Origin of the sequence: Micromonospora sp. CA-246542 (genome assembly GCF_050942905.1) — a bacterium.
Taxonomy (GTDB): Bacteria; Actinomycetota; Actinomycetes; order Mycobacteriales; family Micromonosporaceae; genus Micromonospora.
Genome location: NZ_CP192040.1, coordinates 3,605,593 through 3,620,627 on the forward strand (window position 1 = coordinate 3,605,593; position 15,035 = coordinate 3,620,627).

15 protein-coding genes are annotated in these 15,035 nt (G+C 75.0%); 4 read left to right on the plus strand and 11 right to left on the minus strand.

What is annotated here, in order from left to right:
- Positions 1-206 precede the first annotated feature (206 nt).
- Both ACQP0N_RS16965 and ACQP0N_RS16970 read right to left on the minus strand, forming a co-directional pair.
- Positions 207-1,490, minus strand: a complete 1,284-nt coding sequence (locus tag ACQP0N_RS16965) for an MFS transporter (protein WP_433111364.1) — start codon at positions 1,488-1,490, stop codon at positions 207-209.
- Positions 1,491-1,611: 121 nt separating this feature from the next.
- Positions 1,612-2,097 (minus strand): DUF1992 domain-containing protein, encoded by a 486-nt coding sequence (locus ACQP0N_RS16970; RefSeq protein WP_433111367.1) that lies wholly within the window; start codon positions 2,095-2,097, stop codon positions 1,612-1,614.
- Positions 2,098-2,283: 186 nt separating this feature from the next.
- Between ACQP0N_RS16970 and ACQP0N_RS16975 the strand changes: the two genes are divergently transcribed.
- On the plus strand, positions 2,284-2,934 hold the full coding sequence (locus ACQP0N_RS16975; RefSeq protein ID WP_433121669.1) for a LysE family translocator: 651 nt from the start codon (positions 2,284-2,286) through the stop codon (positions 2,932-2,934).
- 8 nt (positions 2,935-2,942) lie between these two features.
- Here the strand turns inward: ACQP0N_RS16975 and ACQP0N_RS16980 are convergent, their stop codons facing one another.
- The 3 genes from ACQP0N_RS16980 to ACQP0N_RS16990 are packed head-to-tail and all read right to left on the minus strand — an operon-like array spanning position 2,943 to position 5,762.
- A complete protein-coding gene (locus ACQP0N_RS16980; RefSeq protein ID WP_433111370.1) occupies positions 2,943-3,761 on the minus strand; it encodes an SDR family NAD(P)-dependent oxidoreductase in 819 nt (272 codons plus the stop codon).
- Positions 3,758-5,059 carry a flavin-containing monooxygenase gene (locus tag ACQP0N_RS16985; RefSeq protein WP_433111373.1) on the minus strand — a complete coding sequence of 434 codons (1,302 nt, stop codon included), beginning with the start codon at positions 5,057-5,059 and terminating at the stop codon, positions 3,758-3,760. The genes ACQP0N_RS16980 and ACQP0N_RS16985 overlap by 4 nt, the downstream gene beginning before the upstream one ends.
- Before the next feature lie 58 nt (positions 5,060-5,117).
- The gene (locus ACQP0N_RS16990) at positions 5,118-5,762 is read right to left on the minus strand and encodes a TetR/AcrR family transcriptional regulator (RefSeq protein WP_355051118.1); all 645 of its coding nucleotides are present in this window, start codon (positions 5,760-5,762) and stop codon (positions 5,118-5,120) included.
- Positions 5,763-5,819: 57 nt separating this feature from the next.
- Here ACQP0N_RS16990 and ACQP0N_RS16995 point away from each other — a divergent pair, with 57 nt between their 5' ends.
- From ACQP0N_RS16995 to ACQP0N_RS17005, 3 genes are all read left to right on the plus strand, one after another.
- Positions 5,820-7,169 (plus strand): MFS transporter, encoded by a 1,350-nt coding sequence (locus tag ACQP0N_RS16995; RefSeq protein WP_433111377.1) that lies wholly within the window; start codon positions 5,820-5,822, stop codon positions 7,167-7,169.
- Between the two features lie 25 nt (positions 7,170-7,194).
- Entirely contained in the window at positions 7,195-8,382 is a 1,188-nt protein-coding gene (locus ACQP0N_RS17000; RefSeq protein WP_433121671.1) for a hypothetical protein, read from the plus strand.
- Positions 8,383-8,600: 218 nt separating this feature from the next.
- Positions 8,601-8,942 carry an RNA polymerase-binding protein RbpA gene (locus ACQP0N_RS17005; protein WP_046564157.1) on the plus strand — a complete coding sequence of 114 codons (342 nt, stop codon included), beginning with the start codon at positions 8,601-8,603 and terminating at the stop codon, positions 8,940-8,942.
- A gap of 61 nt (positions 8,943-9,003) precedes the next feature.
- Here ACQP0N_RS17005 and ACQP0N_RS17010 read toward each other — a convergent pair whose 3' ends face one another.
- The 6 genes from ACQP0N_RS17010 to ACQP0N_RS17035 all read right to left on the minus strand — a co-directional run bounded on the left by ACQP0N_RS17010 (position 9,004) and on the right by ACQP0N_RS17035 (position 15,034).
- Entirely contained in the window at positions 9,004-9,528 is a 525-nt protein-coding gene (locus tag ACQP0N_RS17010) for an FxsA family protein (RefSeq protein WP_355051121.1), read from the minus strand.
- A gap of 62 nt (positions 9,529-9,590) precedes the next feature.
- Entirely contained in the window at positions 9,591-10,400 is an 810-nt protein-coding gene (locus tag ACQP0N_RS17015) for a polyprenol monophosphomannose synthase (RefSeq protein WP_357118545.1), read from the minus strand.
- 34 nt (positions 10,401-10,434) lie between these two features.
- Positions 10,435-12,054, minus strand: a complete 1,620-nt coding sequence (gene lnt, locus ACQP0N_RS17020) for an apolipoprotein N-acyltransferase (protein WP_433111382.1) — start codon at positions 12,052-12,054, stop codon at positions 10,435-10,437.
- A gap of 558 nt (positions 12,055-12,612) precedes the next feature.
- Positions 12,613-13,944 carry a glutamate mutase L gene (locus ACQP0N_RS17025; RefSeq protein ID WP_433111385.1) on the minus strand — a complete coding sequence of 444 codons (1,332 nt, stop codon included), beginning with the start codon at positions 13,942-13,944 and terminating at the stop codon, positions 12,613-12,615.
- Positions 13,941-14,336: a hotdog domain-containing protein gene (locus tag ACQP0N_RS17030; RefSeq protein ID WP_433111388.1), complete on the minus strand. Its 396-nt coding sequence runs from the start codon at positions 14,334-14,336 to the stop codon at positions 13,941-13,943. Before ACQP0N_RS17030 ends, ACQP0N_RS17025 begins: the two co-directional genes overlap by 4 nt.
- A complete protein-coding gene (locus ACQP0N_RS17035) occupies positions 14,333-15,034 on the minus strand; it encodes an OAM dimerization domain-containing protein (RefSeq protein ID WP_433121673.1) in 702 nt (233 codons plus the stop codon). Before ACQP0N_RS17035 ends, ACQP0N_RS17030 begins: the two co-directional genes overlap by 4 nt.
- Position 15,035 lies beyond the last annotated feature (1 nt).

Sequence of the window (15,035 nt, forward strand, 5' to 3'; positions counted from 1 at the left end):
AGCCGGTCGGGCGGGTGCCGCGGAGGTCGAGGGACCAACGACCTCCGCGGCACCCGCGCCTGCTCTGCTGAACGCCGTCGGCACCCGCGGGGATGCCGACGCCGTTCCAGGTAGTTCCTCAGGTCCAGCTGATGCCGCGCTCGCGAACGCCACGCATGCGCTTCTCCCTTCCCCCTTCGGGGCGGCCCCGTGTCCGCCCGACGACCTCAGCGTCGACCGCCGCCCACCTCGGCGGTAGGGCTTTCGGCGTTCGGGACCGTTCGGGTCTGTACGACCCGGTGCCCGAACGGCGCGAAACGGGCGGCACGTCTCCACAGCGGACCGAGGGCGAGGACCGCCACCACGCCCGACAGTCCGCTGAACCCGACGACCGTGGTGGCCGGCCACCGGTCGGCGGCCAGACCCGCGAGCACCATCGCCGTCCCCTGCAGGCCACTGAGGCCGGTGACGGCGACCCCGAACGCGCGTCCCCGGTACTCCGCCGGCACCGCCCGGCCGAACAGCGCGTTCAGCGGGACGGCGAAGGCGCTCGCGGCCCCGGCCAGCGCCAACAGCAGGAGCAGCACCCACAGCGGCGGAACGAGCCACGCCGCCGTCAGCACGCCGGTGGACAGCGCGGCCAGGGGCAGGATGAGCCGGGGTCGGGTCGCCGGTGGGCAGAACCGGGTGAGCGCGACCCCGCCGAGCGCCATGCCCGTCGGCGCGGCGGCCAGCAACACACCCACCGTGGCGGCGTCGCCGTCGTACTGCCGCGCCAGTGGCGCCATCAGCCCTTCGGCGGCGTAGGTGCAGGCGCTGGCCGTCCACAGGACGAGCACGTAGGCGCGCAGCCGGGGGTCGGCGACGAGCACCCGCAGGCCGTCCACGCGACCAGCGCGGACCCGACCCGACGGCGCCGGGGGCGCCGGGCGTGCCCGGACGCCGCGCGCGATCAGCAGGGCCGAGACGAGGAAGGTGCCGGCGTCGACCAGCAGCGCGCCGCGCAGCGACAGCAGCGCCACCAGGCTCCCGCCGACGGCGAATCCGAGCACCTGCACGACCTGGGCGCAGATGTTGTCCACGCCGTTGGCCACCGCGTACCGGTCGCCGTCGAGCACGTCGGGCAGCAACGCCGCGCGCGCGGCCACGAACGGCGGCCGCATCAGGTTGACCACGAACAGCATCGCCACCAGGGCCGGCGCGGGGACGACCGGCAGCGCCGCCACCGGCACGAGAACCGCGCGGGCAAGGTCGCACACGATCAGGACACGGCGGCGGGGATACCGGTCGGCCAGGCCGGACAGCAGCGGTCCGCCGACGAGCCAGGCCAGATAGGAGCTGGCGTACGCGGCGGCGGCGAGCGCCGCCGATCCGGTCCCGTGGTAGACGAGGTACGCCACGGTGACGGCCGTGAGCTGGTCGCCCGCCAGGGACAGCAGGTACGCGCCGAAGAGGTGGCGGTACTCGCGTACCGCGAACACCTCGGCGTACGTCGCGGCGCGCTCACTCACGTCGTCCCCGTTCCCCGTGCCTGCCGTCAGGTGGCCCGGTGCCGACCGTAGCGGCGGCGCGGGGAAAGAGGGCGAAAGCGGGTGTTCGGGACTGTTCGGATCTGTTCGGGGCAGCGGGGCGTCAGGCCCGGCGACGCCAGGGCAGCCACCAAGCCCGGCGGGATCGGCGGGCCGGGGCGGCGACGGGGGCCGGCTCGGTGGCGGTGGCGGTCACGTTCCGACGGGCGCGTTCGGCACGCCAGCGGGCGACCACCTCGTCGGCGTTCACCGGCCGGATCGCGACCCGGGGACCGTCGGGGTTACGCAGCCAGGCCACGATCTGCGCGTTGAGCTGCCCCACGAAGGCCCGCACGGCCTGTTCGGTGGGCAGGTCGCGGACCTCGTCGGGGACCTGCTCGACACGTCGACGCAGTTGCAGCGGGGTGGGCAGCAGCAGGTCACTGGGCAGCTTCTCGCGCTCCAGGAAACTCTTGATCCACCACGACTCGTCGTACGGCGTCCCGCGTCCGGGGATCGGCTTTCCCATCCCGGGCAGGTTGTCGAACTCGCCGCGTTGCGCGGCGCCCCGGATCTGCGCCTCCACGGCCGCGTCCCACGCTTCGGTCACCCTGCGGCACCTCCCCCGGCCACCGTAACGCGCCGCCTCCGACCGGCGACACACGCTGCAACAGGTCAGCGCGGTCGGGCCGGTGACCATTCCCGCGCGGCAGGCCACCGCCTCGCAGGTGGCTCTGGGTCACCGGTCGCCGTCCGGCCTACCGTCGGCCGGGGGACGGTGAACGGGGGCGACGTCATGGTCGATGCGGGTGCGCTGCTGGGTATCGCGCTGGTGGCGTTGGGTCTGGTGCTCACGCCCGGCCCGAACATGGTCTATCTGGTCTCCCGGTCGGTGGCGCAGGGCCGCCGGGCCGGCCTGATCTCGCTGCTCGGGGTGGCCGCCGGTTTCGGCGTCTACCTGGCCACGGCGGTCGCCGGCCTGGCCGCCGTGTTCGTCCTGGTACCGGCGCTGTACACGGTGGTGAAACTGGCCGGCGCCGGCTACCTGCTGTGGCTGGCGTGGCGCACGGTGCGCCCGGGTGGTGGGTCACCGTTCACGCCCGCGCTGCTGCCACCGGACCGGCCCCGGCGGCTGTTCACCATGGGCCTGGTCACCAACCTGCTCAACCCGAAGATCGCCATCCTGTACGTGTCGCTGCTACCGCAGTTCGTCGAGCCGGCGCGGGGACAGGTGGCGGCGCAGAGCCTGCTGCTCGGCCTGACCCAGATCGCCGTCGCGCTGAGCGTCAACGCGATGATCGTGCTCAGCGCCGGGGCGCTGGCCGGGTTCTTCGCCCGCCGGCCGACGTGGTTGCGCGTCCAGCGGTGGGTGACCGGTACGGCCCTTGCCGCGTTGGCCGTCCGAATCGCCGCCGACCGTTCCCGCGCGGCTGTCGCCGTACCCTGACCCGGTCCTCACCGGCCACGGTGGCGGCGGACCATCCCGGCGGCCAGCGGCGCGGCGTCCAGGTCGCCGGCGGCGAGCCGGGCTGCGAGGGTACGGCGTACCAGCCGGTCGGCCAGCGCGGGCGCGTGCCGGCCGACGGCCATCTCCAGCCGGCCGCGTCGGGTGGTCGCCACGTCCCGGGGCGCGCGTCGGGCGGTGGCGGCGCGCAGGATCGCCGCGACGACACCCTCGACGGGCTCGGGGCGGGACACTCCGCGCAGGGACAGGCCCGCCTCGGCGGTGCTGTCGTGGATCGGTGAGGCGACCATGCTGGGGTAGACGACGCTCACCCCGACGTGGGTGCCCACCTCGTGGCGCAGCGCGTCGGCGTACGCGACGAGAGCCCGTTTGCTGACCCCGTAGGCGGCGGCGAGGGGCAGCGGCAGCACCGCCATCCGGCTGGCCACGAAGATCACCCGTCCGCGCGTGTCGAGCAGGGCTGGCAGCGCGGCGGCGGTGGTGCGCCAGGCGGCCAGCAGGTTGACCTCCAACTGCTGGCGGACCACCTCGTCCGGTGCCAGCTCCGCCGGGGCGGGACCGCCCACCCCGGCGTTGTTGATCAGCAGGTCGAGCCCTCCGAGCCGGGTGACCGCCTGTTGCACGGCGGCGGGGACGGCGGCCGGGTCGGTCAGGTCGCAGCCGAGCACCGGCAGGTCGTCGTCCTCGCGGGCGCGCAGGTCGAGTCCCACCACCCGGGCGCCGCCGGCGCGCAGCGCGACGCCGAGGTGCCGGCCGAAGGTGCCGCTCGCGCCGGTGACGAGGACCCGCCGGCCGGTCAGCGCCGTCACCGGCGTGCTCCGGTCTTCAACTCCCGGGTCAACTCGGCCAGGTACACGTCGAAGTCCACCCGCATCGCCGGGCGGCGCTGGCCCCAGCGGGCCGTCGCCGCTCGCAGCTCGGCCCGGCAGGCGTCCCGCTGTCGCGCGGGGTCGGGCAGGGCGTACCGGCCGGCGAGCTGCGCGGCGACCAGCTTGGCCTGCGCCTCGACCAGCGGGAAGGCGGATCCGGTGGACTGCATGAGCCCGACGAACATCAGGCCGGGGGCCTCGGGGTGGAACACGTGCCGGTACAACGCCAGGGTGTCGGCCCCGCCGCCCAGCAGCTCGGCCGGCAGGAACCCGATCTCCACCCGGTAGCCGGTGCACCACACGATCAGGTCGACCTGGTCGGCGCGGCCGTCGGTGAACTCGACCCGGTCGCCGTCGAGGGCGGCCACACCGGGGCGGGCCTCGACGTCGCCGTGGGCGAGCCGGGACAGCAGGCCGTCCGAGAGCGTCGGATGGTCCTGCAGGAAGCCGTGCGTCGGCGCGGGCAGCCCGTAGCGGGCGGGGTTGCCGACGGCGGCGGCGAGCATGGTCTGGCTGATGCGCTGGCGCAGCCGCCACGGGAGCCGGCGGGCCAGCGCGCCGTTGAGGGTGTCCGAGGGGCGACCCAGCAGGTGCTTGGGCACCACCCAGACGCCCCGGCGCAGCGACAGCAGCGTCCGCTCGGCGGCGTACGAGGCGTCCACCGCGATGTCCATCGCGGAGTTGCCGCCGCCGACGACCAGGACGCGCCGGCCGGCCAACTGCTCGGGGCCGCGGTAGTCGTGGCTGTGGATCTGCTCGACGGTGCTGGTGCCGGGGTACGACGGCTCGGGCAGCCGGGGGACCCGGTTGTGGCCGTTGGCGACGACCACGGCCTCGACGGTGACCTCGACCGGCCCGTCCGGCCCGCTGGCCGTGACCGTCCACGTGCCGTCCGGTCGGCGCACGACCCGCTCGACGGTGTGCCGCAGGCGGATGGCGTCGCGCAACCCGAACCGGTCGGCGTAGTCGGCCAGGTAGCCGGCGACCCGCGTGTGGTCCGGGTAGTCGGGCCAGTCGGCGGGCATCGGGTGGTCGGCGAACTCGGTACGGCCACGGCTGGTGTTCAGGTGCAGCGTGCGGTACGCGGGTGAGTCGGGCGCCCCGTACACCCAGAGGCCGCCGACCTGGTCGGTGGCCTCGAAGCAGACCACGGCGACGGCGGCGTCGCGCAGCGCCTTGACGGTGGCGAGTCCGGCCGCGCCGGCGCCGATCACCGCAACCCTGGGTTCTGCCCGCATCGCCGCTCCCCCGCGTTATCCAACGTCCGATGGATAATCGTCGGGCGGCGACGGCCCGTCAACCCGTCGGCCCGTACAACGCGGTGAGCAAGCGGTGCACGAACGCCCGGAACTCGCGGCGTTCCCGGGCCGCCGGCACGCCCGCGGCCAACGCCACGACGTGTCCGTGCGTGGCCCAGACCAGGCTGCGTACGGTGATGTGCGGGGTCGGCTCGGCCAGCGCGCCGGCCGCCGCGGCGGCGGTCAGCAGCTCCGCCACCAGCCGGTAGAGCGGTTCGGCGTAGCGCTGGTCCAGCTCGGCGTGCCGCTGCGGCTCCAACCAGCGTCGCAGCCACAACGCGGTGGTCTCCGGGTGGTCCTGCAGGAAGTCCACGAACACGTCGACCAGGTCGTGCAACGCCCGCCGCGCCGCGTCCGGGCCCGTGTCGAGGGCCGCGCGGGCGCGCTCGGCGGCCTCGGTGAGGACCTGCCGCTCGACGTCGAACACCCGCGCGAAGCACGCCTCGTAGAGCGCCGCCTTCGTACCCGTGTGGTGGGCGACCGTGGCGACGTCGACCCCGGCGGCGGCCGCGACCTCCCGCAGCCCGACGGCGTCGAAGCCACGCTCGGCGAACAGCGCGGTCGCGGCGGTGAGCACCACCTCGCGGGTGGGTCGGGCCTGCTCGCGCCGAGGTCGACCCGGACGGCGTCGGGGCATGGTCATGGACGCCATTCTGCCCCTAGAATCCAGCAACCGTTGGATTGCGGAGAGGATGCGGCGATGACCGGGCTCGACCGGCGGCCCGCGGCCGCCACCGACGCGACGCTGCCCCGCGGCCCCCTCGCCGGGTTCGCCGCCGGCTCCCTCGCCATGGGCATCTGGGTGACCGTTCCCGGCCTGCTGCTGCTCTACTTCCTCACCGACGTGCTGGCCGTCGGGCCGTGGCTGGCTGGTCTGGCGCTGCTGCTGCCGAAGATCGCCGACGTGCTGTTGCACCCGTGGGTCGGGCACCGCGCCGACGTCGAACAGGCCCGCCGGGGCGACCGACGACGGCTGCTGCTGCTCGGCTGCGCCCTGCCGGTCGCGTTCGCCGCGCTGTTCGCGGTGCCCGGCGGCCTGACCGGCACGCCGGCCGCCGCCTGGGTGGCCGTGTTCTTCGTCGCCGGCAACCTGCTCTTCGCCGCCTACCAGGTCCCCTACCTGGCCACCCCGGCCGACCTGCGCATCGGCTACGACGAGCGCACCCGGCTGATGGCGTTCCGGATGGTCGTGCTGACCCTCGGCATCCTCGCCTCCGGCCTGCTGGCCCCGCTGCTGACCGACGCCGACGCCGCGACCCGGGGCGGCTACCAGCGGATGGGCCTGGTCCTCGCCGCCGGGATGCTGGTGGCCATGCTGGTCGGCGTGGTCGGCATCGCCCGGCTGCGCGGCGTCGCGTCGGGCGGCACGGCGCCGAGCCACGGCGGGTGGCGGGCGCTGCGCACCGCCCTGCGCGACGAGCAGTTCCGCCCGCTGGTCGCCGCCTACCTGGCCATGTCCACCACCACCCACCTGGTCCTGGCCGGGGTGCCCTACTACGCGGAGTACGAGCTGCGCGCCCCCGCCCTGACCACGGTGCTGGTGGCCGCGTTCGTCGCGCCGGCGCTGCTGGTCACCCCCGCCTGGCTGGTGCTGGCCCGCCGGATCGGCAAGCAGCGGGCCCTGCTCGGCGCGCAGGGCGCGTTCGCGGCCGGGTCGCTGGTGCTGGCGGTGGGCAGACCGGCCGGCCTGCCGGTGCTCGTCGGCGCGGTGGCGGTGCTCGGGGTGGCCTTCGCCGGCATGCAACTGTTGCCGTTCGCGATGCTGCCCGACGTGATCCGGGCCGCCGGCACCACGGGCGCCGGCACCTACACCGGGGTGTGGACGGCCACCGAGGCCACCGGCGCGGCCCTGGGCCCCTACGCGTACGCCCTCTGCCTGGCGGCCGGTGGTTTCGTGGCGTCGACCGCCGGTGAGTCACCGGCCCAGCCGGACGCGGCGCTCGCGGCGGTCCGCTACGGCTTCGGCCTGCTGCCGGCGGCGGCGATGCTCGCCGCGCTGCTGCTGCAGCGCCGCTACACCCTGGACGCGACGGCCCGGGCGGCGACCTGAGCGGCCGCACTAGACTTCGCCCTTGATGGACGCCCCGCTCACCCCCACCGAAACCCGCCCGTGCGCCCACTGTGGAGCGCCGGTGGCGCAGCGTGTCGGCGCGGGCCGGCCGTTCCGCTACTGCCGCGACAACGACGGCGCCTGCCAGCGCGCCTCGCGTAACAGCCGGATGCGCCACCGCAACGCCCCCGGCCTGCCCGGGCAGGTGGCCCGCACCTGGGAGGCGGTGGACCGCCTCGACCAGATCGTCGAGACGTTGACCGAGGCGCTGCACGCCGAACTGTCCCCGGTGGGTGTGCAGCGGCAGCTCGCGCAGGCCCGCGCGGAGGCAGCCACCGAGGTCGCGGCCGCGCAGACCGAACGCGACGAGGCCCGCGACGACGCCGAGACCGCGTCGGCCGACGCGGCGCGCGCCCGCGAGCAGGCGCGCACGGCCCGCGCCGAGGCCGACGACGCCACCCGACGCGCCGAGGCCGCCGTACACCGTGCCGACGCGGCCGACGAACGCGCCCAACAGGCCGAGGCCGCCCGGGACCAGGCCCGCCACGACGTCAGCGCCGCCGAGGCGCTGCGCGCCCAGGCCGAACGCGACCGCGACCAGGCCCGCGCCGAGGTCCGTGACCTGCGGGCCGAGCGCGACACCGAACGGCAGCGCGCGGCCGACCTGACCGTCGAGCGGGACGCGGCGCGCGCCGACGCCGAACGGGCCACCCGGGACGCCGCCGACGCGGGCGAGCGGGCCGCGCGGTGGCAGGCCGAGGCGCAGGACGTACGCCGTCAGATCGACCAGGCCCGCGCCGACGCCGCCCGGACCCGGGCCGAGGCCGCGGACGCCGCCCGGGCCCGGGAGCAGGCCGAACGGGCCCGGGACCGCGCCCAGGCCGTCGCCGCCGAGGCCGACGGCGCCCGGCAGGACGCCGCCGAGCTGGCCGCCCGGCTCCGCGCGGAGCTGACCGCCGTGACCGAGCAGCGCGACACGCTCACCGCCGAGCTGACCGCCGCCCGGCAGGCCGCGGCCACCGCCGAGGGTCGACTCACGGCCCTGACGGTACGGCTCGAGGCCGCCGAGGCCGACCGGGACGTGGCCCAGCGGCGGGTGGCGCAGCTCGGTGACCAGGTCAGCGACCTGGCGCTGGCGTTGGCCCGCCTCGGCGCGGCCGCACCCGTCGGGGCGGGCGCTTCCGACCCGGGTGCGACGTCGCCGCAACCTTGACCGCGTTCGGGCGGTTAGGGCGTGTGGCACAGTCCTCGCACGCCTTAACATCCCCGGTGGCAGTCACGACACGCCACCGCCGTGGCGTCCCGGTCGTGGCCGGCTACCCTTGGTTCCGGCCCGCCCGTGGACGCCTCACGCCCTCGGGCGGGAATGGGGCGACGGGAACGCGCCGTTACACCCAGAAGACCAGCACCACGAACGAGGGGAAGTCGATCATGGGCGAGCGTATGCTGCGCGGAAGCCGGCTGGGCGCGGTCAGCTACGAATCCGACCGCAACACGGAGCTCGCGCCGCGTCAGACCCGCGAGTACCTCTGCGCCAAGGGCCACCAGTTCGAGGTGCCGTTCGCCGTCGACGCCGAGGTCCCGACGACCTGGGAGTGCAAGTTCGACGGCAGCGTCGCCCGACTCGTCGACGGCAGCGAGCCGGAGCAGAAGAAGGCCAAGCCGCCGCGTACCCACTGGGACATGCTGCTGGAGCGGCGTTCGATCGCCGAGCTTGAGGACATCCTCGCCGAGCGGCTCCAGGAGGTTCGTACCCGCCGCGGCCGCGCCTGAGCCGCACCCGCACGACACGGCGCCCCCGGGGTTTCCCGGGGGCGCCGTCGTGTGTGTGGGTTCAGTTGCGGCCCGGCTCGACGATCTCACCCTCGATGGCACGGCCACCGTCGACGACCACCGGCTGCTCCGGCTGCGGACGTGGCGGCGGCTGTGGCGCGCCCTGACGCACCCGGACCGTACGCGGCCCGAACAGGTCACCGGCGACCATCGACGACACCCGCCGCTCGGCGGCGCGTTGCACCCCGACGCGGGCCAACCGGCGCACCGGCGGCACCATCAGCAGCAACCCGACCAGGCCGCTGACCAGGCCGGGTATCGCCAGCAGCAGGGCGCCGGCCAACCCGACGAGCCCGTCGGTCACCTGCCGTCCCGGCGGCTGCCCGGCCTGCGCGGCGGTGCGGAACCCCCGCCAGGCGCGCATTCCCTCGCGGCGCAGCAGCACCAGCCCCAGCAGGGACGCGGCGAACACCAGCAGCACCGCCGCGCCGAACCCGACCGCCCTGCCCACGACGACGAACACCGCCAGCTCCAGCACCACCGTCAGCAGCAGGGCCAGCGGCACGAACCTCAGTCCTCGGCGCATCTCACCTCATCGCCATCCCGCGGCACGACACGAACCGCTCATCCAGCATGACACGGCCGCGCTCACGGCCACCGCACCTGACCGGTGGGGGTGCCGTTCAGGCTGCGGCGTACGGCCTGCCGCCGGTCCTGCACACCCCACGCGGTGATCCGCCACAACGCCTCGGCGACGATGCGCGGACTCATCTTGCTGTCGCCGCGTTCCCGTTCGGCGAACGTGATCGGCACCTCCACGATCCGCACCCCCGCCCGGTGCGCCAGCCGCGACAGCTCCACCTGGAACGAGTACCCCTGCGAGGTCACCGACGCCAGGTCGATGGCGTCCAGGGCGCTGGTCCGGTACACCCGGTAACCGCCGGTGGCGTCCGAGACGGGCATGCCCAGCGCGAGACGCGCGTACAGGTTGCCGCCGCGCGACAGCAGCAGCCGCCGCAGCGGCCAGTTCACCACCCGCGCCCCGCTGGTCCACCGCGACCCGATCACCACATCGGCGTCCCGGGCGGCCTCCAGCAGCGCCGGCAGGTCCTCCGGGGCGTGGGAGCCGTCGGCGTCCATCTCCACCACCGCGTGGTAGCCGCGCTCGCGCGCCCACCCGAACCCGGCCAGGTACGCGGCGCCGAGCCCCTCCTTGCCCCGGCGGTGCAACACCTGCACGTGCGGGTCGCCGTCGGCGAGGGCGTCGGCGATCGCGCCGGTGCCGTCGGGGCTGTTGTCGTCGGCGATGAGGATGCTCACGGTGGGGGCGGCCCGGCGGACCCGCCCCACGATCGCCGCCACGTTGTCGGCCTCGTTGTAGGTGGGGATGACCACGAGGACCCGACCCACGCCGGGCACCTCGTCGGGACGCCGGATCGTATCGGTCGCCTGGACCACGGTTCCTCCGCTCCCGCCGGCGTACCGGCTGCTGCTATCCGGGCACGACCCGCTGGCGGCGCCGCAGCACACCCGCGCCGACCAGGGCGGCCACCGCCAGAGCGGCCAGGGCCAGTTCCGGCCACCAGCCGAGGCGGGTGGCGAGGGTGAGCCCGCTGTCGAGCCGTAGCTGCCGCACCACGACCTCCCGGGTGTTGAACCCGGTGGCATCGCTTACCCGCCCGTCGGGGGCGACGAACCCGGACACGCCGACCGTGGAGGCCATCAACGCCGGGCGGCCGTGCTCGACGGCCCGCAGCCGCACCATGGCCAGCTGTTGGCGGGCCTCCGCCTCGTTGAAGGTGGCGTTGTTGGTCTGCACCACCAGCAGTTGCGCGCCGCCGGTGACCGTGTCGCGGACCACCTCGTCGTAGGCGACCTCGAAGCAGATCACGTCGCCGAGGGTCGCCGGTCCGGCGCGTACCACGCCCGGGGTGCTGCCGGGTACGAAGTCGGTGCGGATCAGGTCGACCTTGTCACTGACCATGCGCGCGATGTCCCGCAACGGCACGTACTCGGCGAACGGCACAGGATGCCGTTTGGTGTAGAGCTGCGCCATGTCGGCCCCGGTGCCGGGTCGCCACAGGATGCCCGCGTTGCGGACCTGTCCGGCGCCGGGCCCGAGCAGCACCGCGCCGACCAGGATGGGCGCGCGGATCGCGTCGGCGGCCTGGGCGATGCGGGCCCCGGCGGTGGGGTTGCGCAGCGGGTCGATGTCGCTGGAGTTCTCCGGCCACACCACCAGGTCGGGCCGTTGCGCGGTGCCGGCGACGACCCGGGCGGCCAGCTCGATGGTGGCGTCGACGTGGTTGTTGAGCACGGCCTGGCGCTGGGCGTTGAAGTCCAGCCCGAGGCGCGGCACGTTGCCCTGCACGATGGCGACGGTCACCGTCTTGCCGCCGCCCTCGGCGGCGACGGGCACCAGCAGGCTCACCGCGCCCACCGCCACGGCGACGGCGGCGGGTACGACCGCCGCCAGCCACCACTCGGGCCGGGCGTCGCGGCGGGCCGCCCAACCCCGCCAGACGGCGGCGGCGAGGAGGCCACCGGCGAGGGCCACGGCGAAGGTGACCAGTGGCGCTCCGCCGAGGGCGGCCAGGCGCAGCAGCGGAGAGTCGTCCTGGCTGAACGCGAGGCGACCCCACGGGAAACCGCCGAACGGGGTACGGTCGCGCACCGCCTCCTGCCCCACCCACAGCAGCCCGGTCAGCGCCGGCCACTGCCAGGGGCCCCGGTCGGCCAGGGGGGACACCCAGGCGGTGGCGGCGCCGAGCAGCGCCAGGTAGCCGGCCTGCAGCAGCGACAGCAGCACCCACGGCAGGTAGCCGGTGTGCAGGTTCGTCCAGGCCAGCATCGGCGCGAACAGCGCCACCCCGGTGAGGAAACCCAGGCCGGCGCCGGCGCGCAACCGCCGTCGGTGGGCGGCGGCGGCCAGCAGGGCCACCCCGACGGGCGCGAGCGGCCACACCCCGTACGGCGGGAACGCCAGCAGCAGGGCCAGCCCGGCGACCACGGCCATCGGCGTGGCCACGCGCAGCGGCAGCGGTCGACCCGCGGCGACCGGCGCACTGGTCACCGTGGGGACGTGACTCTCGTCCCGGTCCAGCGTCGTCACCGCTGCTTCACCTCGATCACCCGCCGAAGGCTACCCGGCCGCCATCCGCGCCCCGCCCCAGCTCCGCGATCTTGCAGTTTCCGCTGCGACAGAAGGGGCGTTGCCGGCCAACTCGACCACAGAAACCGCAAGATCGGCGAGGTGTTGGGGGCGACGTTGGGGGCGCATGAAATCGGGGCGCGGCTTGCGCCGCGCCCCGATGCTCCCAGGCCCTTCCCGGCCGGTGGGGCGAGGATGGGGCACGCCGACCTTCGGACCGACCAGGCGGTTGACTGGCTGCCCCCGCCGGGCCGTTGTCTACTGGCCGTGCACCTCACCCTGCCCGTACACCGGTAACCGCGGCCGGTTCGCGCCGCCCCGCCGACCCCCGCCCGCTGGACCTGGCCGCCGCGACGATGACGCTGAAAACATGTCGCTCGGCCAGCGGACGAAGGGACGAAGCGAACAACAGCCGCTTCCCGTGGTAGGACTCAAAGACGGTACGTGCTGCACCCCGCCTCCTGTCAACCCACCCCGGCCTGTCGTGTGTTGCGCCACGGCGTGTCGGATCGGTGTGTCTCACTGCGGGCACAGATGGTGGCGCAACAGCGCCTGCGCCGCCGTCCGGTGCTCCTCGGCGAGCAGCCCACCGGCGGCCAGCACGTAGTCGACGTCCACCACCGCGCGGGCGGCGCGCGGCACCGCCCACCCACCCGCGTGGTCGGCCAAAACCGACGCCAGCACCCGCCCCGACGCGTCGGCCGGCGCGTGCCGCAGCACCCCGCCGGAGCCCACCAGCAGCCGCACGTCCCGCAGGTCCCGCCCGGCCCGCTCGCCGGTGGCGACACCACGGGCGTGCCGACGCAGGGCCACCGTCGCCGCCAGGGTGGCGATCCGCGCGTCCACGGCCCGCTCGGCGTCGTCGGCGGCCAGGAACGCCGGGTCGGCCGCCCGCCGGTCGGCGGCGACAGTGAGGTCGTCGGCGTCGGTGAGCAGTCGCTCCTCGACGGCGGCGCGCACCACGCCCGGGGCGCTCCACCGCATGCCGAGATCGCCCTCGACGGTGCGGGCACGCCACAGGCTGCCGGCGACCTCCCGGCCCGGGCCGGTGGCCCGCTCGTCGGGGGTGAGCACCGAGTACACGTCGGTGGTGGCCCCACCCACGTCGACGACGGCCAGGTCGCCGCCGATGGTGTCGGCCAGCACCTCCACCCCGGTCAGGACCGCGTCGGGCGTGGCCGCCCGCACCAGCCGCGCGAAACGGGTGCCCCGGGACAGTCGTTTACCACCGATGACGTGTCGCAGGAACACCGCCCGGATCGCCGCCCGCGCCGACGCCGGCGTGAGGACCCCGATGCGCGGCAGCACGTTGTCCGCGCCGCTCACCGGCACCCCGGCATCCCCCAACAGCGCGGTCAGCTCGGCGCGGACATCGGCGTTGCCGGCCAGGACGACAGGCGTGCGCCAGCGGGCGCGAGCCAGCCGGGTCGCGTTGTGGCGGATCGTGTCGGCGTCGCCGCCGTCGGTGCCACCCACCAGCAGCACCACGTCCGGCCGGGCCGCCCGCAGCGCGGCCAGGGCCGCCGCGTCGAGCCGCCCGGCGGCGGTGTGCACCACGTGCGCGCCGGCCGACAACCCGACCCGCCGGCCCGCCTGCGCGGTGACGAGGGCCTCGTAGCCGATGACGGCCAACCGCAGCCCACCGCCGGCGGACGAGCAGACGTACCACGGCACGTCGCGCAGCCCGAGCCCGGCGGTGGCCGCCGTGACCGCGGCGTCCAGGCCGCGCAGCACGTCGCTGCCCACCGTGGTGGGCGCGGCCGCCGCGCCGACGAGGACACCGGCGGCCAGGTCCACCACGGCCGCCTTGGTGTACGTCGAGCCGACGTCCGCGCAGACCGCGAGGGTCATGGGTTTGCGGGTACGACCACGGTGCCGGTCGCGGTCACCGCGACGATCGGCGGGTCGAGGACCTCGGCGGCGGACTCGGAGCGGTCCGGGCGGCCCCGGCACACCACCACGCAGCTCAACTCCAGGGTGCGGCTGCGGGAACCCACCCGCGACACCTGCGCCGTCACCTCGACCACGTCACCGGCCCGGATGGGCGCGGTGAACCGCACGTCGGAGTACCCGGCGAACAGGCCCTCGTCGCCGTCGGTGCGGATGCACACCTCCGTGGCGACGTCACCGAACAGCCCCAGGGCGTACGCCCCGTCGACGAGGTTGCCGGCGTAGTGGGCGTGCGCGTACGGCACGTACCGCCGGTGCGTCACCGTCAACCCGAGTCGCGCGTCGTCGGTCATGCGTTCGCCTTCCGTTGCGTGATCAGGGCGTGCACCAGGTAGCTGGCCACCTCGCCGGGCGTGGTGCCCCGGCCGAAGATCCGGTCGACGCCCAACTCGTCGGTCATCGTCTCGTCGAAGCGGGGACCGCCGACGATCAGCAGCGGTCGCTTGCCCGCCGGCATGGCCTCCCGGAACGCCGCCGACATCTCCCGCGTGTTGTGCAGGTGCGCGTCGCGTTGCGTGACGACCTGCGACACGAGCACCGCGTCGGCCTTCTCCGCCCGCGCGGCCTCCACCAACTCCGGGACGCTGACCTGCGCGCCCAGGTTGGTGACCTTCAGCTCCCGGTAGTACTCCAGGCCCTTCTCCCCCGCGATGCCCTTGACGTTGAGGATCGCGTCGATGCCCACGGTGTGCGCGTCGGTGCCGATGCACGCGCCCACCACGGACAGCTTGCGCCGCAGCCGCTGCTTGATCACCGTGTTGACGTCCTTGGCCGACAGCAGCGCGAAGTCCCGCTCCACGACCTGCACGGCGGCCAGGTCGACGAGGTGGTTGACCCGCCCGTACACGACGAAGAACGTGAACCCGTCCCCCATCGGTTTGGCGTGCACCACCATCGCCGGGTCGATGCCCATCTTGTTGGCCAACTGCACCGCCGCGCCCTCGGCCCGCTTGTCGTGCGGCACGGGCAGGGTGAACGACACCTGCACCATC

Coding starts and splice junctions, on each gene's coding strand:
- ACQP0N_RS16975 (WP_433121669.1), top strand. CDS start 2,284: ATGGTCGATGCGGGTGCGCTGCTGGGTATCGCGCTGGTGGCGTTGGGT.
- ACQP0N_RS16985 (WP_433111373.1), bottom strand. CDS start 5,059: ATGCGGGCAGAACCCAGGGTTGCGGTGATCGGCGCCGGCGCGGCCGGA.
- ACQP0N_RS16990 (WP_355051118.1), bottom strand. CDS start 5,762: ATGACCATGCCCCGACGCCGTCCGGGTCGACCTCGGCGCGAGCAGGCC.
- ACQP0N_RS16995 (WP_433111377.1), top strand. CDS start 5,820: ATGACCGGGCTCGACCGGCGGCCCGCGGCCGCCACCGACGCGACGCTG.
- ACQP0N_RS17000 (WP_433121671.1), top strand. CDS start 7,195: ATGGACGCCCCGCTCACCCCCACCGAAACCCGCCCGTGCGCCCACTGT.
- ACQP0N_RS17005 (WP_046564157.1), top strand. CDS start 8,601: ATGGGCGAGCGTATGCTGCGCGGAAGCCGGCTGGGCGCGGTCAGCTAC.
- ACQP0N_RS17010 (WP_355051121.1), bottom strand. CDS start 9,528: ATGCGCCGAGGACTGAGGTTCGTGCCGCTGGCCCTGCTGCTGACGGTG.
- ACQP0N_RS17025 (WP_433111385.1), bottom strand. CDS start 13,944: ATGACCCTCGCGGTCTGCGCGGACGTCGGCTCGACGTACACCAAGGCG.
- ACQP0N_RS17030 (WP_433111388.1), bottom strand. CDS start 14,336: ATGACCGACGACGCGCGACTCGGGTTGACGGTGACGCACCGGCGGTAC.
- ACQP0N_RS17035 (WP_433121673.1), bottom strand. CDS start 15,034: ATGGTGCAGGTGTCGTTCACCCTGCCCGTGCCGCACGACAAGCGGGCC.